This window comes from Aminobacter aminovorans, assembly GCF_900445235.1.
In the GTDB taxonomy this organism is placed as follows: Bacteria; Pseudomonadota; Alphaproteobacteria; order Rhizobiales; family Rhizobiaceae; genus Aminobacter; species Aminobacter aminovorans.
Window position 1 is genome coordinate 66,436 of record NZ_UFSM01000002.1, and the last position, 20,844, is coordinate 87,279.

Genomic DNA, 20,844 nt, shown 5'->3' on the forward strand with positions numbered 1-20,844 from the left:
AGCAAAGCACCGCCGCCGGACACCGTTCAATGTAGCGGTGATTACTCGATGCCGAGTTCCGCACGGACCTTTTCGAAGTCGTCACGCTTGGCAAGCGCCCCGGCGGTCAGGATCAGCTTCTCCGGTTCCTTGCCGTTGGCGACCCACTCATACATGTTGAGCGCAGTCTCATAGCCATGGCGCTTCGGCGAGATGATCACCGAACCGATGAAGCCGGTGGCCGAAGGCTTCTTGAACTCGTTGATCGCCGAGTCCGCGCCGCCGATGCCGACACCGATCATGCCGTCAGCTGCGATGCCGACGCCTTCCGATGCACGCACGGCACCCAGAACCGCTTCGTCGTTGAGGCCGAAGGCGACCCACTTCTTGATGTTGGCGTTCTTGTTCAGGACAACCGTCGCCGCGTTGTGCGCGGCTTCGGTGTCGGTCTTCGCCTGAGGCGCGTCGAAGATGTTCTCGGCCTTGAAGCCGTTGGCCTTGAGCACCGAGATGGCGCCCTCGACGCGGTCGACGGCGGTCGGCAGTTGGTCATAGGAGACTCGGATCGCACCGACCTCTTCGGCCTTCCAGCCACGGGCCTTCATTTCGTCGACGATCGCCTGGCCGACGGCCTCACCAATCTTGGTGGCCGAGATGCCCATATGCGGCACTTCCTCGATCGGCTTGCCGTCGGCGCTGACCAGACGGTCATCGACGGTCATCACCTTGAGGTTGTTGGCCGCAGCCTTGGCGACGATGCCAGGCCCGAGTTTCACGTCGGGCGTGCAGACGACGAAGCCCTGGGCGCCCTGGGCGCCGAGATTGTCGATCGCCGACATCAGCTTCTCGCCGTCCTCGGCACCGATCTTGACCAGCGTAAAGCCTTTTTCCTTGGCAGCCTGGTCGGCAAACTTCCACTCGTCCTGGAACCAGGGCTCCTCGGGCTGCTTCACGATGAAGCCGATCTTGGTTTCCTGCGCATAGGCAGAAGCAATGGTGGTGGCAGACAGAACCGCAAGGGCGCCCGCGACGAGCGCCGTCTTCAACAATCGCATGTGAACTCCTCCCAAAGGTGCCGGGCACTCAGCCCGGATGACAAACGCTAGCTTCTTTTATCATACCAGTCAATTGCGTTGGTATGATAAATGAGATAGCTTCCTTTTGCGGCGTCGTCATGGATGATCGCAGGGGCGCATTGTCCGGCTTACGAAGCGGACATAAGAACGAGAAAACGCTCTTGGGGGAGGAGAACGCATGAACATCAACGAGGCACCTGAAGCGCCAGCGAAGTCACGTCGCCCGCGCGTCCTGCCCGATGTCGTGCGGGCAATCGCTTCTCAAATCCTCGCCGGCAACTATCCGGTGGGCAGCACGCTACCGAGCGAAATCGACCTCTGCACGGAATACAGCGTAAGCCGCACCGTCATCCGCGAAGCGCTCAAGACGCTCGCAGCCAAGGGCCTTGTTCTCAGCCGCCCGCGCATCGGCACCGTCGTCTGCGAACGCGACAACTGGAACATCATTGATCCCCAGGTGCTGGAGTGGCACGCGCCGAACACACTTGATCCCAAATTGTTCGACTCCATCCTGGAAACCCGCCGTGCCATCGAGCCGCTGGTCGCCGAACTTGCCGCGACCCGAGCCTCGCTGCAGGAGATCGCCGATCTCGAACTGGCATGGAAAGGCATGGAAGCGGCGGGAAGCGACGTTGCCCGTTTCGCCCGCTCGGACGCCGCCTTTCACCAGGTCCTTTATGGGGCCTGCCACAACCCGATCTTTCGCCAGATCGGCGGGATGATCGAGACAGCGCTGAACTTCGCGCTCGAGGCGACGGCCAATTCCGTCGACCGGCGCGACGAAGCCGTCAGGGTCCACTACGGCGTCGTCGAAGCGCTGCGCATGCGCGACGCCGCCGCCGCGCGCGTCGCCGCCAACGAGATCCTGGATCTCGCCGCGCGCGACCTCGCGCGCGCCAAGAGCCAGCACAAGAAAGACTGAACGCCAGCCCATCCGGAGTTAGTGCCGACACCATGAAGATCACTGCACTCAAGACCTACATCGTTCCGCCGCGCTGGCTGTTTCTCAAGATCGAAACCGACGAGGGCGTGAGCGGTTGGGGCGAGCCCGTGGTCGAAGGCCGCGCCCACACAGTCGAGGCGGCGGTGCATGAACTCGCCGACTATCTGATAGGCAAGGATCCGCGGCTCATCGAGGACCACTGGAACGTCATGTATCGCGGCGGTTTCTACCGCGGCGGTCCGATCCTGATGAGTGCGATTGCCGGCATCGACCAGGCGCTGTGGGATATCAAGGGCCGGGCACTCGGCGTGCCGGTGCATGAACTGCTTGGCGGGCGCTGCCGCGACCGCATCAAGGTCTATTCCTGGATCGGTGGCGACCGGCCATCGGAAGTCGCAGCAGGTGCCAAAGACGTCGTTGCGCGCGGGTTCACCGCGCTCAAGATGAACGGCACCGAAGAGCTTCAGATCGTCGACAGTCACGACAAGATCGATGCGGCGATCGCGCGTGTCGCCATGGTACGCGAGGCAGTCGGCCCGCATGTCGGCATCGCCGTCGACTTCCATGGCCGCGTCCACCGGCCGATGGCCCGGGTTCTGGTCAAGGAGCTCGAGCCCTACAGGCTGATGTTCATCGAGGAGCCGGTGCTCAGCGAAAACCGCGAGGCACTGAAGGAGATCGCCGCGCTGTCATCTGCGCCGATCGCACTCGGCGAAAGGCTCTACAGCCGCTGGGATTTCAAGAGCGTGCTCCAGGAAGGCGTCGTCGACATCATCCAGCCGGATCTGTCACATGCCGGCGGCATCACCGAATGTCGCAAGATCGCTGCCATGGCCGAAGCCTATGACGTCGCCGTGGCCCCCCATTGCCCGCTCGGTCCGATCGCGCTCGCTGCCTGCCTGCAGCTCGACGCGGTGAGCTACAATGCCTTCATCCAGGAACAGAGCCTGGGCATCCACTACAACAAGTCCAACGACCTGATGGACTACGCCAGGAACAAGGACGTGTTCCATTACGAAGACGGGTACGTCACCATCCCGAATGGCCCCGGCCTCGGGGTCGAGGTCGATGAGGACTACGTCAAGGAACGCGCCAAGGAAGGCCATCGCTGGCGCAACCCTGTTTGGCGCCACGCCGACGGCTCTTTCGCCGAATGGTAAGCTGAACGCACAGTAGAATCCGCAGTTATCGCGACCAGGTCGACCAACCAGGGAAGGCCGGCGGGCGACCTGCAAGGCTGGCCTCTTGCCTGGGTGTTCGTCCTGCGCACGCCTGGGCCTCCTCCACATCGATCGCATGCGATCGCCCCACAGCTGACGCGAAGTGCTACACGTTATCTTCCTGTAGCCCCTGGTGATGGGTAACCTTCGGTTTCGGCGAAAGATGCCGAACGATCCTTTCCTCACGTCGCTCGATTGCTGCAGCGACATCACCAGCGAGATTCCGCCTTTTATCGATGGCTACGTACTGAAGCGCTCCCGCCCTGGGCCTATACAGCTCAGGTAGCCTCTATGCGATCGCGGCCGAAGGGATCGCCAAGCACCGATTCTGTGTGCAATGCGGCAAGCCATTGACCATCTTCACGGATCCAGGTGGTGGCGTCGGCTGCCTTCAAGGTCAGAGCTTTCCCCTCAACCTCCATCTCTTCAGTCACCGTGTAAGCAATGACGGCAACGTCCTTGGAAGGAAACATGACCTTCACATCGTCGAACTGGAAGGACTTCAGCTGCCAGAGGCTTTCGCCCTGCCTGGCCATGCCACGATAGTCGTCATGCCTGAGCAATGCAGTCCCTTGAGCGCCGGCGACGATAGATTCCTCAGTGAGCATGGCCACGGAGCCTTCAACGTCCTTGTCCACCATCGCGCGCCAGAATTTCTGCTCCAGATCAATGATCTCTTGTTTTTCGGAATGCGTCATCGTTCATCTCCTGAGATGGAATTGAAGGAACTACGCGAAGAGGAAGAGAAAGTTCCGGCATGAGGCGTCAGCTGTAGTGCCGTAGGCTCGGCAACACCGAGATCTGCTCGGCTGAGCAAGTGGATAGCGCGATTCAAAATCGTGACGCCGAGAGCTTGCGATCGACTGTCGAGGCGGTGGAAGTCATCGAAATCGGCCCAAGGTTGAATGCCGCTGGAACCGTTTGAGGGCCCGTCGAGGTTGAGCCCGGTTTTCTTAAGGAACGCCGAGATGTACGCAAACACGGGTTTGCGCACGATCACGATGGTGGCCGCTTTTGCAACAGTGACCCTTGCCTATCACCTATCAGATCGTGTGCGCACAGTTGCGTGGGCTGGATAGTAAACGTAGAAGCCGCAACTTTCGCTGAAACCTTTAGCGACTTGAATAGTTGGGTACTTGCTGCGGGCTGTGTCAATCGGGCGCGACGGTACGATGAACAGGAAGTCTTTTTCCCGATTTCTCTTCCTGGCCAACGAATTGGCAGACGAGCATCTGTCCCGTTCAGTCCGCAGCGCATTCTCGCGCAAAAGTAGCTCACGCCAGGCCAAGGTGACGATCAAGCAGCCGACCTTGGAAACCAAGCTCCTTGCTAGAGGAAGGTGATTTATGGACGAGGCTCTGCGAACATCCACAATCGTTCCGTTTCGCGGGACTGTGACCGTCAGCTATTCGGACGCGATAATTGCATCGTCAAAGGATGCAAAGGTGCTTAGTACTCCGGGCAAGGAGGCGGTCTTTTTCCTACCTTTCGAGGATATATATTTCGACTTTCTGACCCTTACCCGCCAGACGCGACCGACGGGGTACGGGTCCGCCGCATACTGGCGCGTAAACGCCGTCGGGGAAGCGGCGGACAACTTCATGTGGTCATATGAAGCCGCAGATGGGGCTGACCACCTGCTCCTGGAGCGTCATGCTGCATTTGATCCGACGAAGGCTCGCATCGAGGCCGTTCCGGCTTGAAGCGTCGCCCCGATCACGCTCACATCTGTCGAACAGTCTGATTGAATGTCGGGTGGCAAGCTAAGGCAGTTCCGGCTACGCCTTCTCGGCAAAGGCCTTTTCGACCACATATTCGCCTGCTGTGGCATTGTTTCCCTCCGCCATTCCGAGCCTTTCTAGGATATCGCGCATATCGGCGATGAAGGCGGGGCTGCCGCATAGCATGGCACGATCGTTCTCTGCCGAGATCGCCGGCAGGCCGATGTCCGAAAATAGCGCGCCCGAACGGATAAGATCGGTGATGCGGCCGCGGTTGCGGAAAGGTTCCCGCGTCACCGTCGGGTAATAGATCAGCTTCTCCGACAGCAGCTCACCGAAATACTCATTGGCCGGAAACTCCTCGATGATCTGATGCTTGTAGGCCAGTTCTTCGGTCTGCCTGCAGCCATGCACCAGAACGACGCGCTCATAGCGCTCGAAGGTTTCCGGATCGCGGATCAGGCTCATGAACGGCGCCAGACCCGTGCCGGTGCCGAACAGGTAGAGATTGCGGCCCGGCCTGACGTTTGACACGAGCAGCGTTCCTGTCGCCTTGCGTCCCACCACTATGCTGTCGCCGACGGCCAGATGCTGGAGACGCGAGGTCAGCGGGCCATTCGGCACCTTGATCGACAGGAACTCGAGCGTCTCGTCGTAATTTGGGCTGACCACGCTGTAGGCCCGCAGCAGCGGCTTGCCGTCCACCTCCAGCCCGATCATTGCGAACTGGCCATTCTCGAAGCGGAACGCCGGGTCGCGTGTCGTGGTGAAGGAGAAAAGTGTGTCGGTCCAGTGATGCACGCTCAACACCTGCTGCTGGGTAAGGTTGCTCATTCCCCGTGCTCCTCGCTAAGGGTTCAGGTCCGTTCGGACGTTGGAAGTGTGAGTGGGTGACGCCGCTAGACGGCCAGGTGCCGTTGCTTGATGTCAGGGTCGGCGTCGAACTCCTGCCAGCTGCCGCGGAAGGCGATGCGGCCGGTGTCCATCACCAGCACCGTGTCGGTTGTCTGCCTGGCAAACCAGATGTTCTGTTCGCACAACAGCAGTGCTGCCTGCTCGGCCTCGCACAGCTCGCGCACGCTGACAGCAAGCTGCTCGACGATCGCCGGTGCCAGCCCCTCGGTCGGCTCGTCCAGCAGAAGCAGCCGCGGGCGGCAGGCGATTGCCCTGGCAATCGCCACCATCTGCTGCTGGCCGCCGCTGATCTGGCCGCCGCCGCGTTCGCTGATCGGCTGCAGCATCGGGAAGCGGTCGACGATCTCCTGAGCAGGAATGGGCGTACGGCCGGGCGGGGTCGCATAGGCAGCCATCCTGATGTTCTCGCGCACCGTCAGATGCTGGTAGATACGTCGGTCCTCCGGTACCAGCTGCAGGCCGAGCCGTGCCCGCTTGAACGCCGGCAGGCCCTTGAGCGACCGGCCCTCCCAGCGAACCTCGCCATCGACGGTCGGGCCGGCATTCATGATCGACTTCAAGAGCGTCGACTTGCCCGCACCGTTGCGGCCGATCACGGCCACCCGGCCGAGGACAGGAACATCGAGGTCGACGCCGTGCAGGATGTGGCTGCCGCCATAGAAGGCGTTGATGCGGCTTGCCTCAAGCATGATGCGCCTCCTTGCCGAGATAGACGTCGCGCACCACAGGGTCGGCGCGGATGTCGTCGATGCTACCTTCCGCGATCTTGCGGCCCTGGTTCATCACCATGATGCGGTCGGCCAGCCCGAAGATGACGCCCATGTCGTGCTCGGTCATGATGACGGTCAGGCCGCTGCCCTTGCCGCTGATGCTGCGGATCAGCTCGGTTACGCCAACGCGTTCGCTGGGCGACATGCCTGCGGTGGGTTCGTCGAGCATCAGGACCTTGGGCCGCCCGGCGAGCGTGATCCCAAGTTCCAGCCGCTTCTTGTCGCCATGCGACAGTTGAGCGGCGGCAATGCTTGCCTTGCGCTCCAGCGACAGCCTGGCCAGGATCTCACTGGCCTCGTCCACGGTCGCGCGGGACGGCCTGACCTGATACCAGGGCGTGTCGCGCTGTCCCATGTTCTTGGCGCGCGCCTCGATGGCAACGACGATGTTCTCCTCAGCAGTCATTTCCTTGAAGATGCGCGCCATCTGGAAGGTGCGGCCCATTCCCGCACGCGTGCGGCGGTATGCTGGTTCCTTCGTTACATCCTTGCCGAGGAACTCGACTGTTCCCGCCTCACAGCCGACTTCGCCGGTCATGACCTTGAACAGCGTCGTCTTGCCGGCCCCATTGGGGCCGATGATGGCGAAGGTCTCACCTTCCAGAATCTCCGCCTCGATGCTGTGCAGCACCTTGAGCGCGCCATAACTCTTGTCGACGGAATGCAGTCGGATCATCGCCCCTACTCCTTCACTGGCCGGAGGGTCGCCGCTGTGGCCGTCGCCTCGGCCCGATACGGATCTGCGACGAGGCGGCCGACCAGCGCGTTCCAGGCACCGGCCACGCCAGTGGGAAACAGCAGTACGACACCAAGCAGGATGCCGCCGGTGATGATCTCCTGGACACCGACCAGGGTGCGCGTCGAGAACTCGATTGCGGAGAACAGGAAGGCGCCGATCATCGGCCCCCAGAAGGACGACGCACCGCCCAGAAGGGTGAACAGTATAGGTTGCGTCGAGCGCATCATGTTGCCGATGTCGGGCGTGACGATCTGGGCCCAGGGCGCGAAGAGCGACCCAGCGCAGGCGGCAATCGCACCCGAGATGGTGAATGCGACCAGGCGGTAGCGATGGGTGTCGACGCCCATGAAGGCAGCACGTTCGGTGTCCAGCCGGATCGTGCGCAACGTGCGACCGAAGCGGCCGTGGGCGATCCACCAGCACAGGGCCACCAGAAGAGCGCAGGCGATGCACAGGAACCAGTAGTAGTGGTTGCCTTGGGCGAGATCGACGGTGGCGACGCCGATGGATGCCTTCGGCCGGACAATGCTTGGGATGCCATCCTCCGCACCCAGCCAATGGATCTTGGCGAGCGTGATGCGCAGCAATTCTGCCAGCGCGAGCGTCAGGATGGCGAGGAAGATGCCGGTCGACCGCCTGAGCGCCACGACACCGATGACAAAGGCCACCGCTCCGCCAACGACCGTCGACAGGGCGATCAGCAGCAGGAACTGCCCTTCATACCCGGCGCGCAGTGTCACCGCCATCGTATAGGCGCCGATGGAAAACAGCCCACCGCTGCCAAAGCTGGCCAGGCCGGCATAACCGAACAGCAGGTTCCAGGAGAGGGCGAAGACGGCGACAACCATTGTCGTGCCGGCGAGGAATACCAGCCCGGAATTGGCCCAGAAGGGCAGCAGGACGAGAGCTGCCACAAGGACCGCGAGCAGAGCGCCCGAAATCGCGCGGTTCATAGCCGGCTCTCCCCGAGGATGCCGTTCGGCCACATCAGCAGGAAGGCGACCATGCCGACATAGACGGCAACGCCCGGATAGGCCGGCAGGAACATTGTATTGAGGCCGTCGATCAGGCCGAGCAGGATGGCGGCGATAAAGGCGCCGCGGACATTGCCCAGCCCGCCGATGACAACGGTGATGAAGGCGAGCAGCAGGAAGGTGTCGCCGAGCGCCGGCGACAGCGTCTGGTTGGGCAGCAACAGTCCGCCGGCAAGCCCGGCAAGCGCAAAGCTGCCGCCAACCGCCGCCATGATACCCGCCGGAACGTTGATGCCCAGCAATTCTGCCATCCAGCCGTCACGGGCGATCGCAGTGATCATCTTGCCGGCCCAGGCCCGATGGATGACGAAGTCGAGTGCCAGGAAAACGACGATGCCGGAGCCGATGATGAACAACGAGAAGGACGGCACGAACAGGCCGAATATATCGACGCCGGTATCGATGCCGGGAGGCGGGTCGACCGACAGGAACTCGAGCCCCCATACAAGCTTCACGAAGCCCACACATACAAGCATGACCGCGAAGGTTGCGATCAGCATGTAGTGTTCGTCGACATGCTGAATGCGCCGGAGGACGAAACGCTGGACAACGATCCCGAGGACGCCCACCACCAGCGCCGCAACCGCGGCCGCGGCAACCAGCGCCAGGACCGAACGCGGCGCCGAGCCGACGAGCGAGCTCGCGACATAGGCGCCGATCATGAAGAAGGCGCCATGGGCGAAGTTGAGGATGCGCATGATCCCGAAGACGAGGGTCAGACCCGCGGCGACAAGGAACACGGCCATCCCGGTCGTGAGACCGTTGACCAGCGTAAACATCTGATTTTCCGCCTCTAGTTGAGCTTGGAGCCGGGGGTTGCCTTCTCCAGGAACTCCGCGCCCGGAAGCTGCGCCGTCTCGAACACGCTCCAGCCATTGGCGTTCTTGTCGTCTCGGCCGAAGCGGATGTAGGTCAGGTCGCCGGCAAAGCCGTGGTCTTCCTTGCGGAACTGGATCTTGCCCAGCGCCCCTTGCGGCGTCTCGGTCTCGATGGTCGGGATCAGCTTGGCCGCGTCGAGCGAACCCGCTTTGGCAACAGCATTGGCGATCGTCAGGATGCTGTCGTGCGAAACGCCGATGTACCAGTTCGGATATTCATCGCCGCGCAGCTTGATGTAGGCCTTGTGGACCTCGTCGCTGACCGGGTTGCCCTTGTTGGCAGCCGGGTACCAGCCGGTCCAGCTCCATAGCGACGCAGGCGTGTTGGCGCCCATGGCTTTTGCGATGGCGAATTCGTTGGCAGAGTCGCACAGCACCTTGAACTTCTCGTCGAGACCGAAGGTGCGGGCCTGCTTGTAGTAGCTGATGGCGTCGGCGCCCTGCAGTACGTTGAACAGCCCCGGCGCGCCCGACCCGATGATGTTGGAAATCTGGTTGCGGAAGTCGGCGCCGCCATAGGGCACCAGCACCGGGTCGAGCACCTCGACCTTGCGACCGGCTTTTTCGGCCTCCGCCTTCAGCCCCCTGGTGAAGGCGTTGGTGATGTCGGCAAGCGCGGTGACATCGGAGCGCAGCGTTGCCCACTTCTCGATCTCCGGGTGCTTCTGGGCCATCAGGGTACCGTAGCCGCCGAAACACATCGGCGACGAAAAGCCGAGGCGGAAGGCGCGCGGATTGTAGGCTTCATGGGTCAGTGCAAGCGCCGATGCCCCCACCATGATCATGGTGACATCAGCTTCCTCGAGCAGCGGCAAGGTGCCGAGAAGGTTGGCGGTGAAGGTGCCCTGGGCAAAAAGCTTGATGCCATTGCCGGTCAGTTCGCGGAAAGCAGTGACGGCACCTTCGGGCGAGTTCTTGTCGTCGCGCACCACCAACTCGATCTTCGCGCCATTGACGCCGCCGGCAGCATTGAGGCGCTCGACCGCAATCTCGCAGCCATCCTTGATGTAGTTGCCGTAGAGCTGGCCCGGGCCGCTCAACGTGGTGATCAGGCCGATGCGTACCGCCTCGCCCTGTTGGGCTCGCAAGATGCCCGGCATCGCCAGCGTGCCGAGGCCCGCTGCAGAAGTCGTCAAAAAATGTCTTCTGTTCAATCGCATGTCTTCCTCCCAAAAGACCGGGGCTTCCTCCTCCCCGGATGAAATACGGTCAGTGGATCTGCAGAACCAACTCCCTCACGCGCGAGCGCATGATCTGTCCGGTGGCCGGCGTCTTTGGCAGTTCGTCGACAGCCACGATGCGGCGGGGATGCTTGAAGGTCGCCAGCGACTGGCCGAGATGGCTGCGCACGGCCTCCAGGCTCGGGCATTCGCCCGGGCGGTCGAGTACGACGGCGGCACAGACCAGCTCGCCCCATACGGGGTCCGGCAAACCGACAACGGCGACCGAACGGATTCCCGGACAGCCGGCGAGCGCGAGCTCCACCTCGGCAGGTGCCACCGTCTCGCCACCCGAGCGGATGACCTCGCGGCGGCGACCCGTAATGGTCAGGAAGCCTTCGCCATCCGTCTCGGCGATATCGCCGCTGCGATACCATCCGTCGACGAACACCTCGGCAGTCTGATCGGGCAGTTCGAAATAGCCGTCCATCATGCTGAGCGAGCGCAGTTGCAACTCGCCATCGATTATGCGCGTCTCGTTGCCAGGCAAGGGAAGGCCTACACTGCCGGGCTTGCGGTCGATCTCGGAATCGTTGAGGCCGAGTGCTGCGCCGAACTCGGTCGAGCCATACATCGCAGCGCGATAGGCGCGCGGAAAGCAGGCGCGGATGCGATCCATCAGCACGGGGTCGAAGCGCGACGTGCCTGACGCCGCCGAGCGTACCACTGAACCGTCGAAAGCGACGTTGGAGGCGAGCAGCCGCTCCCAGACAGCCGGAATGCAGTAGAGAAAAGCCGGTTTCCAGCGGTCTATGGCGCGGGCAAGCATGTCGCCTTCGGGACGGCTGACGAAGTGCACAGCGCGCCGATGCGCCCAGTTCTCCATCAGGTAGTTCCAGCCGGCCCAATGGAACATCGGGAACGTCATCAGTTCGCCACGGCCACCCGACGTGACGAAACGCGAGGCGCCGAGATAGGAGCGCAGCCAACTTGCCTTATGCGACAGCACTACGCCCTTCGGCCGGCCCGTGCTGCCGCTGGTCAGGAAGATCGCATGGGTGTCCTCTTCCTCGACGCCGAGGTCGGGAAGTCCGTCGCAACTGGCCCTGCTGGCAAGAGCATCAAGGTTTACGCCCGCAGTTGCCGCGGCGCCGGCACCGAGGATCGCCACCGGAATATCGGCGCAGGCCGAGGACAAGCGATGGCCGTCCTGCCGCGACGGATCGAGCACGAGAAGGTCCGGCCGGATATAGTCGGCGATCGGCAGCAGCTCGTCTCGCGACAGCGCCGGGTTCAGCGGCACGAAGGCAGCTCCCAGTCGCTGGCTGGCGAAATAAAAGGCCAGATGATCGAGTGTCATTTCAGCCTGGAACAGGATGCGGCTACCACGCTTGATGCCGAGCGACTGCAGGCTCCTCGCCATGGCGTTGGCCAAGCCGTCGACCTCGGCGAACGTGATGGTGCGTTCGTCGAGCGAAGCGGCCAGTGCGTTCGGCGTCGAACTGACAGCAAGATCGAGTATGCGATGGACGAGCCGTTGCATCATGCCTGTTCCGTAGCCGCAATGTCCTTGATCTCGCCCAGCGGGTAGGTCTTGCCGAGCGACTCCATCATGTAGTCCGCGCCACCTGATGCCGGCACGAACCAGCCGGTCGGGCACATGGTCAGGATCTCGACGAGGCTGAGCCCCTTCTTTTCCATCTGTCGCTGGAAGCCCTTGCGGATCAGTCGCCGCGTCGCCGCGATCGAGGCGGCGTTGTGCACCGAGCCGCGCGCCACGAAGGCCGATCCCGGCATCGCCGCCACCATATCGCCGATGACGATGGGATAGCCGTGATAGGCGGCGTCGCGGCCTTCAAGCGTGTTCTTGGTGCGCTGGCCGATGACGGAGGACGCCGTCATCTGGCCACCGGTGTCGCCGAACACGCCGTTGTTGAGCAGGATGCAGGTGATGTTTTCACCGCGTGCCGTCGCATGCAATATCTCGGCGAGGCCCTCGCTGGTCATGTCGCCATCGCCTTGCAGCGTCCACACCGCGACCTCCGGACGCATGCGCTTGAGGCCGGTCGCGACCGCGGGTGCGCGTCCGTGCAAGCAAAGCGTGGAGTCGACATCCATCGTCATGATGAAGGAGCCGTAACAACCATGGCCGATGATCGATACGTTCTTTTGAGCTAGGCCGAGCTCCTCGATGACCTCGAGCACCAGGCGGATGGCCACAGGCTCGCCGCAGCCCGGGCAAAGATGGTGTTCCTCGGTCTGCAGCAGCGTCGGCTTGAACGAAGCCACCTTGTTGCTCGGCGCCTCGGGCGGGCGCGTGGTCATGACGATGCTCATTTGCTGGCTCCGTGGATGGCTAGCTCGATGCGCTCGCGGATCACGGTCGCACCCATCAGGGGGCCCAGGTTCAGGCCGGACTCATCGAAGCTGACGCCGCCGATAGCCTTGACCAGCTTGCGGTCGTGCACGTTGAGCCTGACGTCATCGATCATCTGGCCGGCGTTGAGCTCGAACACCAGCACGCGCTTGCAGCCCTCCGACGCCCGCTCGAGCGCTTCGCCCGGATAAGGCCACAGCGTGATCGGGCGGAAATAGCCCACCTTGTGGCCGTCGGCGCGCATCTCGCGCACCACATGCTCGACGAACTTGCCGCCAGAGCCGAAGGCGACCACAAGCGTTTCAGCATCGTCTGTGAAGCCCTCTTCATGGCGCGCCTCGACGTCAGCGATGGCGTCGAACTTGGCGGCGATGCGCTCCCAGTGCTTGCTCGGGCCGGGACCAGGATCATTGGTCTTGCCGCAACCGAAGGTCCAGATCTGGCGCGACTTGCCGGTGCCACCCGAAGTGCCGTCGAGCTGCCAGTCCTTGGGCGGCAGCGGCTCGAGGTCGAGCTGCGGCAGCGTCGTTCCCATCTGGGTGCGGGCGAGCAGATTGTCGCCCATGAAGATGACAGGCACGCGGTACTTGTCGGCCAGGTGGAAGGCGAGTTGCGCGTGCTCGACCGCCTCATGCAGGTCCTTCGGCGCCAGCGTGATGGTGCGGTAGTCGCCCCAACCGCCGCCGCGTGTCGCCTGGAAATAATCCTGCTGGTTGCGGGCCATGTTGAAGATGACGATCGGTGTCTCGTTGAGCGCGGCCTCGGCGATTGCCTCCTGCATCAGCGCCAAGCCCTGGCCGCAGGAGCCGCTGGCGGCGCGAAAACCACCCGCCGCAGCACCGAGCGCCATATTGACGCCCTCTATTTCCGTTGCCGCATTGATGCAGACCCCTTCATGGTGCGGCAACTTCTCGGCCATGTATTCGAGCAGCTCGGTCGCCGGCGACATCGGATAGCCAGCATAAAAGCGCAGGCCCGCCTGGATCGCCGCCTCGACGATCGCCTCGCTTCCATCCATCAGGCGCATCGTCATCACTGCATCCTTTCGGCGTCGGAGCCCGAAACGATCGGCTCGTGGTACTTGTAGACTTCGAAGACAAAGTCGGGACACACCTGCTGACAGGCGGTGCAACCGGTGCAACCGGGAGCAAGTTCGGGATAGAGGTAGCCGGTGGCATTACCGGTCCTGGACATGGTCAGGACCCTCGGCGGACAGGCAACGATACAGAGTTCGCAACCTTTGCAGCGGTCGGCATCGATGACGAGCGTGCCGCGCGTGACCTGTCTCATGCGACCTCCCGTGCGTCGAGGTCGACGGCGAAGGCCATCGGCGTGACTGAAGCTGCGCCAGCACGTATCGCCCGCTCGTTTGCTTCGATGTGCTGGCGGCGATAGGACGGGATCTGTTCAGCCATTGCAGCCACAGCGCTGTCGATTTTCACGGCACCGGTGAGCGCCGCGAAGGCGCCGAGCATCACCATGCCGGCGGCCATGCGGCTTCCCAGCTCGGTGGCGATCGCTGTGGCCGGAAGCTTCACAAGCCGGTGCTTTTCCATATCGGGCAGGTCGGCCGCGATGGTCTCTTCGGCCAGCACAAACGAACCCGGCCGCAGACGCGAACCAACGCGCTCCCAGAATAGATGCGACATTGCGATGGCCGAGCCGGCATGCGGAAGGATAGGCAGCGCCTTCAAGGGCTTCGCGCCGATGACGACGGTGCCGATCGAACTGCCGCCGCGCATGTGGCCGCCATACTCGCCGGCAAGCATTACGTGCCGGCTATCCTTGATGGCAGCGAGTGCCAGCGACTTGCCGATAAGCTGGATGCCCTGCCCGCCAATACCGGAAATGAAAAGATCGAGTTCCAAGTAACCCCTCCCGGTTGCTGGTGGCCCTAGAGCTACGAGCTTCCGGTTTGGAGCGCAAGACATTTTTTCTCCTCGAACATGAAATTTCATGTTGAAGTACAAAAAATGTTCGCTAGCTTCCCGCCACGGCTTTGGAGAGACGAAAAATGACATATGTGGTGACCGACGCCTGCGTGCGGTGCAAGTTCACCGACTGCGTGGCTGTTTGCCCGGTGGACTGCTTCCACGAAGGCGAAAACATGCTGGTGATCGACCCAGAGGTTTGCATCGACTGCGGCGTATGCGAACCGGAGTGCCCGGCCGATGCGATCCTCGCCGATACCGACCCGCTGGCGGAAAAGTGGCTGGCGCTGAACAGGCAGTATTCAGCGAAATGGCCTGTCATCTCGGCCCAGTTGCCGCCACCTCAGGATGCACAAGCCTTCAAGGGGCTCGATGGCAAGTTCGAAACCCATTTCTCGCCAGAGGCCGCTGCACGTTGACAGCAGTGCCTAACGCGGCGCGATCCCATCGAACAGGATATCGAGGATCTGCAGCGCGAGCTCGGTCGGCGTGAGCCCCCCCGGACGGTACCATTCGCGGGTCCAGATCAGTGTTCCCTGCAGCACCTGGTTGGCAAGCGACACATTGATGCCGGGCCGCAATTCGCCTGCCTCCGAAGCCGCTGCCATCAGGTCGCGCCAGATCCTGTTGGTCTCGTTCAAAAGGCCGAAATGCCGCTCGCGCACATCCTCTGGAACCTGATTGATGACATTGCCATGCGCAGCGATGTAGTCGAGCTTCTGCAGCGTCGTGTTGAGATAGGTGATCGCCGCTGCCTCGATGCGCTCGCGATAGCACGTTTCCGGCGGCAGTTGCTGCAGCGTGGCCAGGAGCCTCATATGCAGCTCCCGGGTCAGGCTGTTGATCATTTCCTCGACCAGCACGTCCTTTGTCGGGAAGTGATAGCGCAGCGCCGTCACATGCAGATCGATCGCGTCGGAAATTTCACTGAGCTTGGTAAGCTGATAGCCCTTCTGGGCAAACACCTTGGCGGCAGCGTCGAGGATCTTTTCCTGCACGCCTTCGGTCTTGCGGCTCGGCTTGCGGCCCGAAGCCCTGCGCGCAGTCCGGTTGATTTCGCGGACAGCCCCATCCGCCTCCAGTGTCGCCAGTTCATCCGGTTCTTTGGTGGTCATTTTCCGTATGTCCGAGCTTGTCAACTCGCCTGTTCCACTGTCGTTGTTTCCACTCATTCGCCAGGCGCCTCCGTGCCATCAGACCACAGCTTTCCCTTCCATGGCTGGCCATCGCGCAACCTCGGCAACTGCCAAAAGCTGGCGATGGAATATGGCTTCGTCGGGCGTTCACACCCGACCCACCATGGCGATGCCAAGGGATCATGCAAGGAAATTTTCTCCTTGAGCATGAAAATATTGCAGATAAGTTCGCCAGCGGGAATGCGGGAGGGTTTCAGATGTTCGAGCTCGATCTGAGCGGGCGCCATGTCGTCATCGCCGGCGGCAGCAGGGGGCTTGGGCTCCACACCGCGCTTGCCTTCGCTGAGGCTGGGGCCTCGGTGTCGATCTGCGCCCGCGGTAAAGGCGACCTGGACGATGCCCGAGAGAGGATCGCAATGCACGGTGTCATCGCCCACGCGGCCTTTTGTGACCTCGCCGAGCACGCTTCGATCATGGCCTATGTCGAGGACGCTGCTGCCAAGCTTGGCGGCATCGACGTCCTGGTGAACAACGCCACCGGCAAGGCCAGTTCCGACACCGAACAGGACTGGGCGGCAAGCCTCAGCATCGACGTACTCGCCACCGTTCGCGCATCATCGGCCGCGCAACCCTACCTGGAAAAAGGAACCAATCCGGCGATCATCAACATCTCCTCGCGCACTGCTTTCGCGCCCGCTCCGACTACGCCGGCCTATGGGGCCGCGAAGGCGGCGATCATGCACTTCACCCAGTCGCAAGCCGCGGCACTTGCCAGCAAGGGCATCCGGGTCAACTGCGTTGCGCCTAGTTCCCTGGAATTTCCTGGCGGGTGGTGGGACAAATGCCGGGTTGAGAACCCGGAACTCTACATCAGGACGCAGGCGAGTTTCCCTTTTGGTCGCTTCGGCACACCGGAGGACATCACGCGGGTCATAATGTTCCTCGCCTCGCCACTCAGCGGCTGGATCACCGGCCAGACGCTGCTCGCCGACGGCGGGCAGACATTGCAATGAGGATCAATGCAGTGACATCGCCTCGACGGCCGTTCGCATGCCGTGGACGCCCACGTAGAACAGTGCCCGTGTCTAGCGCATAGGCGTCTGAAACAAGGTAGCGGCAATCCTTATCTCGCACTTATCTCGCAAAAAGACCTGATGAGAACAATACCAGTTTAACACCTGAGAAAAATTCTGCATAAAGGAGCGACTTTCAAAGGTGGTTCCGATGGGCGATCAGGCAATCCTCGACTTCCTTGCACGACAGCTTTCGGGCGAGAGCGGCGAGCCGCTCTACCGCCGGCTGGAAGACGCCATCAAGCAGGCTATCTCCACCACCCAACTCAAGCGTAATGCCGTCATACCCAGCGAGCGCACCTTGTGCGATGCGCTTGGCATCTCGCGTGTCACTGTGCGCAAAGCCATCGACGGTCTTGTCTCAGATGGGCTGCTCGACCGTCGCCAGGGTGCCAAGACCGTCGTATCGTCGCGCCTGGAGAAGTCTCTGGCGACCATGACAAGCTTTTCCGAGGACATGCGCTCGCGCGGGCTGGAACCTGGGTGCGTTTGGATTTCGCGAGAGATTTCACGCCCTTCGCCTGCCGAGATGATGGCATTGGGCATCTCCGGCAGCGAAAAGGTCGTGCGCCTGCGCCGCCTGCGCACCGCCGACGACACGCCGATCGCCATCGAGATCGCCACGCTGCCAGCCCGCTTCGTTCCCGATCCCGAGGCAGTCAGGGAATCGCTCTACGAATATCTCGAGGCCACTGGTGCCCTGCCCGTCCGGGCGCTGCAGCGGATGCAAGCCAAGCCCGCCACGGACGAGGAACGCCAGCTTCTCGCCACGCCCGAAGACACCTCGCTGCTGGTCATGGAGCGCCGCTGCTTCCTCGCCGACGGCCAGATCGTCGAATTCACCCAGACTAAATATCGCGGCGACGTTTACGACTTCGTCATCGAACTGATGCGATAATACCAGTTTAAATCCTGTTGCAATCTGGTATTAGACTGCTACCGTTTGGGCATCACAGGAGATGCCCGCGTGCCGCTTGACTTCAAAGCCCTCGACAATGGTCTCATCGTGTCCTGCCAGCCTGTTAAGGGCGGCGCCATGGACAAGGCCGAGATGGTCGTGGGCTTTGCGCTGGCAGCCATCGACGGCGGCGCCGCCGCCCTGCGTATCGAATCTGCCGAATATGTCGCCGCCGTCCGCGCCGCCACCGACAGGCCGATCGTCGGCCTCATCAAGCGCGACCTCGCCGACACGCCCGTCCGCATCACCCCCTGGCTCGACGATGTCGATGCGCTCGCCGCCGCCGGTGCCGACGTCATCGCCTACGACGCCACCCAGCGCGTCCGCCCGGTCTTGACCAGGGCCCTCGTCGAGCGCATCCATTCCCACCGCCGTGCCGCCATGGCTGACTGCTCCATCCTCGCTGACGCAGAGCAGGCACTGGCCGAGGGCGCCGACGTGGTGGGCTCGACGCTCGCCGGCTACACGGGCCCGGTCGAGCCAACGGAACCCGATTTCGCGCTGATATCGGCAATGCGAAAACTCACGCCTCATGTCGTGGCCGAGGGCAATGTCCGCACCCCTGCTCAGGCGCAGCAGGCGCTGGCGTCGGGCGCCTCCATGGTTGTCGTCGGCTCGGCCATCACCCGGCCGGAATATGTGACCTCATGGTTCCGCGCCGCACTCGACGAAACCATCGCCAAAGCGGGAGCGTGATCGCCATGACCGACACCGTTCTCGCGCTCGACATCGGCGGCACCAAGATGCTCGCGGCACTGGTGCGTGGGGATGAGGTCGTCGAAACCTACAAGATGCCAACGCCACGCAGCGGCAATCCCGAGCAGTGGCTGGCACCTCTGTTCAACGCGATATCGGGTTGGAATGGCCGCTACGACAGCGTCGGTGTCGCCGTGACCGGCATTATCGACGACGGTTTTTGGTCACCGCTCAACCGCAAGACCCTAGATATTCCCGACCGCTTCCCGCTCGTCGCCACCGTAAAAAGGGTCACCGGCATCGATGCGGTGCTCGCTGCCAACGATGCCCAGGCAGCGGCCTGGGGCGAGTTCTCTTTTGGTGCCGGCCAGAGCCAGGATCTCGTCTTCCTCACCATCTCCACGGGCATCGGCGGCGGCATCGTCGTCAACGGCCGCCTGCTTGGCGGGGTCGCCGGACATTTCGGCCTGCTGCGCAGCCTTGATGAAAATGCAGGCGTTCTCGAGGACCATGTGTCCGGCAACTGGATCGCTGCACAGGCAGTGCCGCACCAGCCCGGCGCCACCGCGCGCGAGGTCTTCGAAGCAGCCGCTTCGGGCCATGCCTGGGCGCAGGACATCATAAAGGCATCGGTGGGCCAGACCGCCCTCCTGTGCCGCAACATCAAGCTCATGCTCGACCCTGCCCGCATTGTCATCGGCGGCGGCATCGGCCTTGCACCTGGCTATCTCGAATCCGTCCGGCAGGCGCTGGGAAGCCTGCCGCCACGGCTCACCCCGCAGCTTCATGCAGCAGCACTCGGCGAGAGCGCCGGCGTCGTGGGCATTGCGGATCTAGCAAAACGTCAGAACTGACCAAGAGGGAGAACACCACATGACATTTTCAACGCTCAGAAAGGGCGGCCTGATCGCGGCCGCGATCGCCAGCCTGATGGCGAGCCCCGCTTTCGCCAAGGTGACAGTGCTCGGCTGGCCGGGCGGTCCCGAGGAGACCGCGTTGCGCGCCGCTGCCGATGCCTACAACGCCAAGGCTGATGTCACCGACGCCAACAAGGTCGAGCTGTTGTTCTTCAACCGCGACGGCTTCTGGGACAAGCTGCAGGCCGACCTGGCCGCCGGCTCGAAGGCTTTCGACGCCAATCTGCTCGCCACCTACTCCATTGGCCGCTACGCGCCATTCATGGAACCGGTCGAGCTTTCGGATGAGGCGAAGGTCGTCTATGGCGACTCCGTGCTGTCTACCATGCAGTATGAAGGCAAGCAGTTCGGCGTTCCGACCGATCTCTCGCTGCACTTCATGTACTACCGCAAGGACCTGATCGAGGCTCTGCTGAAGGACGACGCGGCCAAGGCGAAGTTCGCCGAAATCTCGGAGAAGCACCTCGGCAAGAAGCTCGAGCCCAAGAACCCGAACGAGTGGACGTGGGACGACTATGCGGCGACCGCGCTGTATTTCACCCAGGCGGTCAACCCGGACAGCCCGACCCGCTACGGCACCGTGCTGCAACTCAAGAACCTGCTTTTCAACATGATGGTGTTCCAGTCGCTGCCGCGTTCTTATGGCGGCAACTGGATGGACGAGAGCGGCAAGGTCACGGTCAATTCCGACGCCTACCGCAAGGGCCTCGAGATCTACAAGCTGCTCTATGACGCCGGCGCCACCCCTCGCGACTCGCTGTCCTACGAGTTCGCCGAGGCCAATGCCGCCTACGCCTCGGGCCAGGTTGCCGCGATGATGCAGTGGAACGCCGCGGCATCCGACCTGACCTCCAAGGAGAAGTCGCCAACGGTTGCCGAGGTCACCGAGACCATCGCGCCGCCGGCCGGACCCGAGGGGCGCTTCACCCACATCCATGGCCTCGGCTTCGGCCTCAACAAGAACGCCGAGAACAAGGATGGCGCCAAGGCCTTCATCAAGTGGCTATCGTCGAAGGAAGCGGCACTTATCTACGCCAAGAACAACGGTGCGCCGGCGCTCACGCCCGACGTCGTCAAGGAAGTGGCGACCGAGCGTCCCGATCTGGTCAAGCTCGGCGAGTACGCCAGCAAATACGGCTACGTCATGAACGGCGGCACCTCGGCCAAGGCACTCTCGGTCTACGAGCTTCAGGCCAAGGAGTTCACCGGCTACTGGTCGGGCCAACAGTCACTCGACGACGCCCTTGCCAACACCGAAAAGGGCATGGCTGAGCTGCTCAAGTAGGCGAATGGCCGGCGTCGGCTGCCGCCGCCGGCCATT

Annotated in this window: 24 protein-coding genes; 9 read left to right on the forward strand and 15 right to left on the reverse strand. The window is 62.5% G+C overall.

What is annotated here, in order from left to right:
- Window positions 1–41: 41 nt before the first annotated feature.
- A complete protein-coding gene (locus DY201_RS24840; RefSeq protein WP_115734019.1) occupies window positions 42–1,034 on the reverse strand; it encodes an arabinose ABC transporter substrate-binding protein in 993 nt (330 codons plus the stop codon).
- 199 nt (window positions 1,035–1,233) lie between these two features.
- Between DY201_RS24840 and DY201_RS24845 the strand changes: the two genes are divergently transcribed.
- Both DY201_RS24845 and dgoD read left to right on the forward strand, forming a co-directional pair.
- Window positions 1,234–1,977, forward strand: a complete 744-nt coding sequence (locus DY201_RS24845) for a FadR/GntR family transcriptional regulator (protein WP_115734020.1) — start codon at window positions 1,234–1,236, stop codon at window positions 1,975–1,977.
- A gap of 32 nt (window positions 1,978–2,009) precedes the next feature.
- Window positions 2,010–3,158 (forward strand): galactonate dehydratase, encoded by a 1,149-nt coding sequence (dgoD, locus tag DY201_RS24850; protein ID WP_115734021.1) that lies wholly within the window; start codon window positions 2,010–2,012, stop codon window positions 3,156–3,158.
- A gap of 338 nt (window positions 3,159–3,496) precedes the next feature.
- Here the strand turns inward: dgoD and DY201_RS24855 are convergent, their stop codons facing one another.
- Both DY201_RS24855 and DY201_RS28815 read right to left on the reverse strand, forming a co-directional pair.
- Complete coding sequence (locus DY201_RS24855; protein WP_115734022.1) at window positions 3,497–3,916, reverse strand: nuclear transport factor 2 family protein; 420 nt, start codon at window positions 3,914–3,916, stop codon at window positions 3,497–3,499.
- Window positions 3,913–4,218 carry a hypothetical protein gene (locus tag DY201_RS28815; RefSeq protein WP_131922390.1) on the reverse strand — a complete coding sequence of 102 codons (306 nt, stop codon included), beginning with the start codon at window positions 4,216–4,218 and terminating at the stop codon, window positions 3,913–3,915. The genes DY201_RS24855 and DY201_RS28815 overlap by 4 nt, the downstream gene beginning before the upstream one ends.
- A 346-nt stretch (window positions 4,219–4,564) precedes the next feature.
- Here DY201_RS28815 and DY201_RS24860 point away from each other — a divergent pair, with 346 nt between their 5' ends.
- Window positions 4,565–4,921, forward strand: coding sequence for a DUF427 domain-containing protein (locus tag DY201_RS24860; RefSeq protein WP_115734023.1), 357 nt, complete (start codon window positions 4,565–4,567; stop codon window positions 4,919–4,921).
- A 75-nt stretch (window positions 4,922–4,996) separates the two neighbouring features.
- On the opposite strand, the gene DY201_RS24865 is transcribed toward DY201_RS24860, so the two are convergent.
- From DY201_RS24865 to DY201_RS24915, 11 genes are all read right to left on the reverse strand, one after another.
- On the reverse strand, window positions 4,997–5,773 hold the full coding sequence (locus DY201_RS24865; RefSeq protein ID WP_115734024.1) for a ferredoxin--NADP reductase: 777 nt from the start codon (window positions 5,771–5,773) through the stop codon (window positions 4,997–4,999).
- 65 nt (window positions 5,774–5,838) lie between these two features.
- Window positions 5,839–6,543, reverse strand: a complete 705-nt coding sequence (locus tag DY201_RS24870) for an ABC transporter ATP-binding protein (protein WP_115734025.1) — start codon at window positions 6,541–6,543, stop codon at window positions 5,839–5,841.
- Entirely contained in the window at window positions 6,536–7,300 is a 765-nt protein-coding gene (locus DY201_RS24875) for an ABC transporter ATP-binding protein (RefSeq protein ID WP_115734026.1), read from the reverse strand. Before DY201_RS24875 ends, DY201_RS24870 begins: the two co-directional genes overlap by 8 nt.
- A gap of 5 nt (window positions 7,301–7,305) precedes the next feature.
- A complete protein-coding gene (locus tag DY201_RS24880) occupies window positions 7,306–8,316 on the reverse strand; it encodes a branched-chain amino acid ABC transporter permease (protein WP_245432158.1) in 1,011 nt (336 codons plus the stop codon).
- Complete coding sequence (locus DY201_RS24885) at window positions 8,313–9,176, reverse strand: branched-chain amino acid ABC transporter permease (RefSeq protein ID WP_115734027.1); 864 nt, start codon at window positions 9,174–9,176, stop codon at window positions 8,313–8,315. Before DY201_RS24885 ends, DY201_RS24880 begins: the two co-directional genes overlap by 4 nt.
- Before the next feature lie 14 nt (window positions 9,177–9,190).
- On the reverse strand, window positions 9,191–10,411 hold the full coding sequence (locus tag DY201_RS24890) for an ABC transporter substrate-binding protein (RefSeq protein WP_165915993.1): 1,221 nt from the start codon (window positions 10,409–10,411) through the stop codon (window positions 9,191–9,193).
- Window positions 10,412–10,484: 73 nt separating this feature from the next.
- Window positions 10,485–11,981 carry a class I adenylate-forming enzyme family protein gene (locus DY201_RS24895; protein WP_115734029.1) on the reverse strand — a complete coding sequence of 499 codons (1,497 nt, stop codon included), beginning with the start codon at window positions 11,979–11,981 and terminating at the stop codon, window positions 10,485–10,487.
- On the reverse strand, window positions 11,978–12,772 hold the full coding sequence (locus tag DY201_RS24900) for a thiamine pyrophosphate-dependent enzyme (RefSeq protein ID WP_067968149.1): 795 nt from the start codon (window positions 12,770–12,772) through the stop codon (window positions 11,978–11,980). Before DY201_RS24900 ends, DY201_RS24895 begins: the two co-directional genes overlap by 4 nt.
- Window positions 12,769–13,845 (reverse strand): thiamine pyrophosphate-binding protein, encoded by a 1,077-nt coding sequence (locus tag DY201_RS24905; RefSeq protein ID WP_115734030.1) that lies wholly within the window; start codon window positions 13,843–13,845, stop codon window positions 12,769–12,771. Before DY201_RS24905 ends, DY201_RS24900 begins: the two co-directional genes overlap by 4 nt.
- Window positions 13,845–14,102, reverse strand: a complete 258-nt coding sequence (locus DY201_RS24910) for a 4Fe-4S dicluster domain-containing protein (RefSeq protein WP_067968154.1) — start codon at window positions 14,100–14,102, stop codon at window positions 13,845–13,847. The genes DY201_RS24905 and DY201_RS24910 overlap by 1 nt, the downstream gene beginning before the upstream one ends.
- A complete protein-coding gene (locus DY201_RS24915) occupies window positions 14,099–14,833 on the reverse strand; it encodes a 2-oxoacid:ferredoxin oxidoreductase subunit gamma family protein (RefSeq protein ID WP_245432159.1) in 735 nt (244 codons plus the stop codon). The genes DY201_RS24910 and DY201_RS24915 overlap by 4 nt, the downstream gene beginning before the upstream one ends.
- Between DY201_RS24915 and fdxA the strand changes: the two genes are divergently transcribed.
- Window positions 14,827–15,162 (forward strand): ferredoxin FdxA, encoded by a 336-nt coding sequence (gene fdxA, locus DY201_RS24920; protein WP_115734032.1) that lies wholly within the window; start codon window positions 14,827–14,829, stop codon window positions 15,160–15,162. The genes DY201_RS24915 and fdxA overlap by 7 nt on opposite strands.
- A gap of 9 nt (window positions 15,163–15,171) precedes the next feature.
- Here the strand turns inward: fdxA and DY201_RS24925 are convergent, their stop codons facing one another.
- Window positions 15,172–15,858, reverse strand: a complete 687-nt coding sequence (locus DY201_RS24925) for a TetR/AcrR family transcriptional regulator (RefSeq protein ID WP_165915992.1) — start codon at window positions 15,856–15,858, stop codon at window positions 15,172–15,174.
- A gap of 203 nt (window positions 15,859–16,061) precedes the next feature.
- On the opposite strand from DY201_RS24925, the gene DY201_RS24930 reads away from it, so the two are divergent.
- From DY201_RS24930 to DY201_RS24950, 5 genes are all read left to right on the forward strand, one after another.
- Entirely contained in the window at window positions 16,062–16,892 is an 831-nt protein-coding gene (locus DY201_RS24930) for an SDR family NAD(P)-dependent oxidoreductase (protein ID WP_245432160.1), read from the forward strand.
- A gap of 211 nt (window positions 16,893–17,103) precedes the next feature.
- Window positions 17,104–17,850: a GntR family transcriptional regulator gene (locus DY201_RS24935; protein WP_115734035.1), complete on the forward strand. Its 747-nt coding sequence runs from the start codon at window positions 17,104–17,106 to the stop codon at window positions 17,848–17,850.
- A gap of 69 nt (window positions 17,851–17,919) precedes the next feature.
- Window positions 17,920–18,606 (forward strand): N-acetylmannosamine-6-phosphate 2-epimerase, encoded by a 687-nt coding sequence (locus DY201_RS29605; protein ID WP_245432161.1) that lies wholly within the window; start codon window positions 17,920–17,922, stop codon window positions 18,604–18,606.
- 5 nt (window positions 18,607–18,611) lie between these two features.
- Window positions 18,612–19,460, forward strand: coding sequence for an ROK family protein (locus DY201_RS29610; RefSeq protein ID WP_165915991.1), 849 nt, complete (start codon window positions 18,612–18,614; stop codon window positions 19,458–19,460).
- Window positions 19,461–19,479: 19 nt separating this feature from the next.
- Entirely contained in the window at window positions 19,480–20,808 is a 1,329-nt protein-coding gene (locus DY201_RS24950) for an extracellular solute-binding protein (RefSeq protein WP_115734036.1), read from the forward strand.
- The last annotated feature ends 36 nt before the right edge of the window (window positions 20,809–20,844 follow it).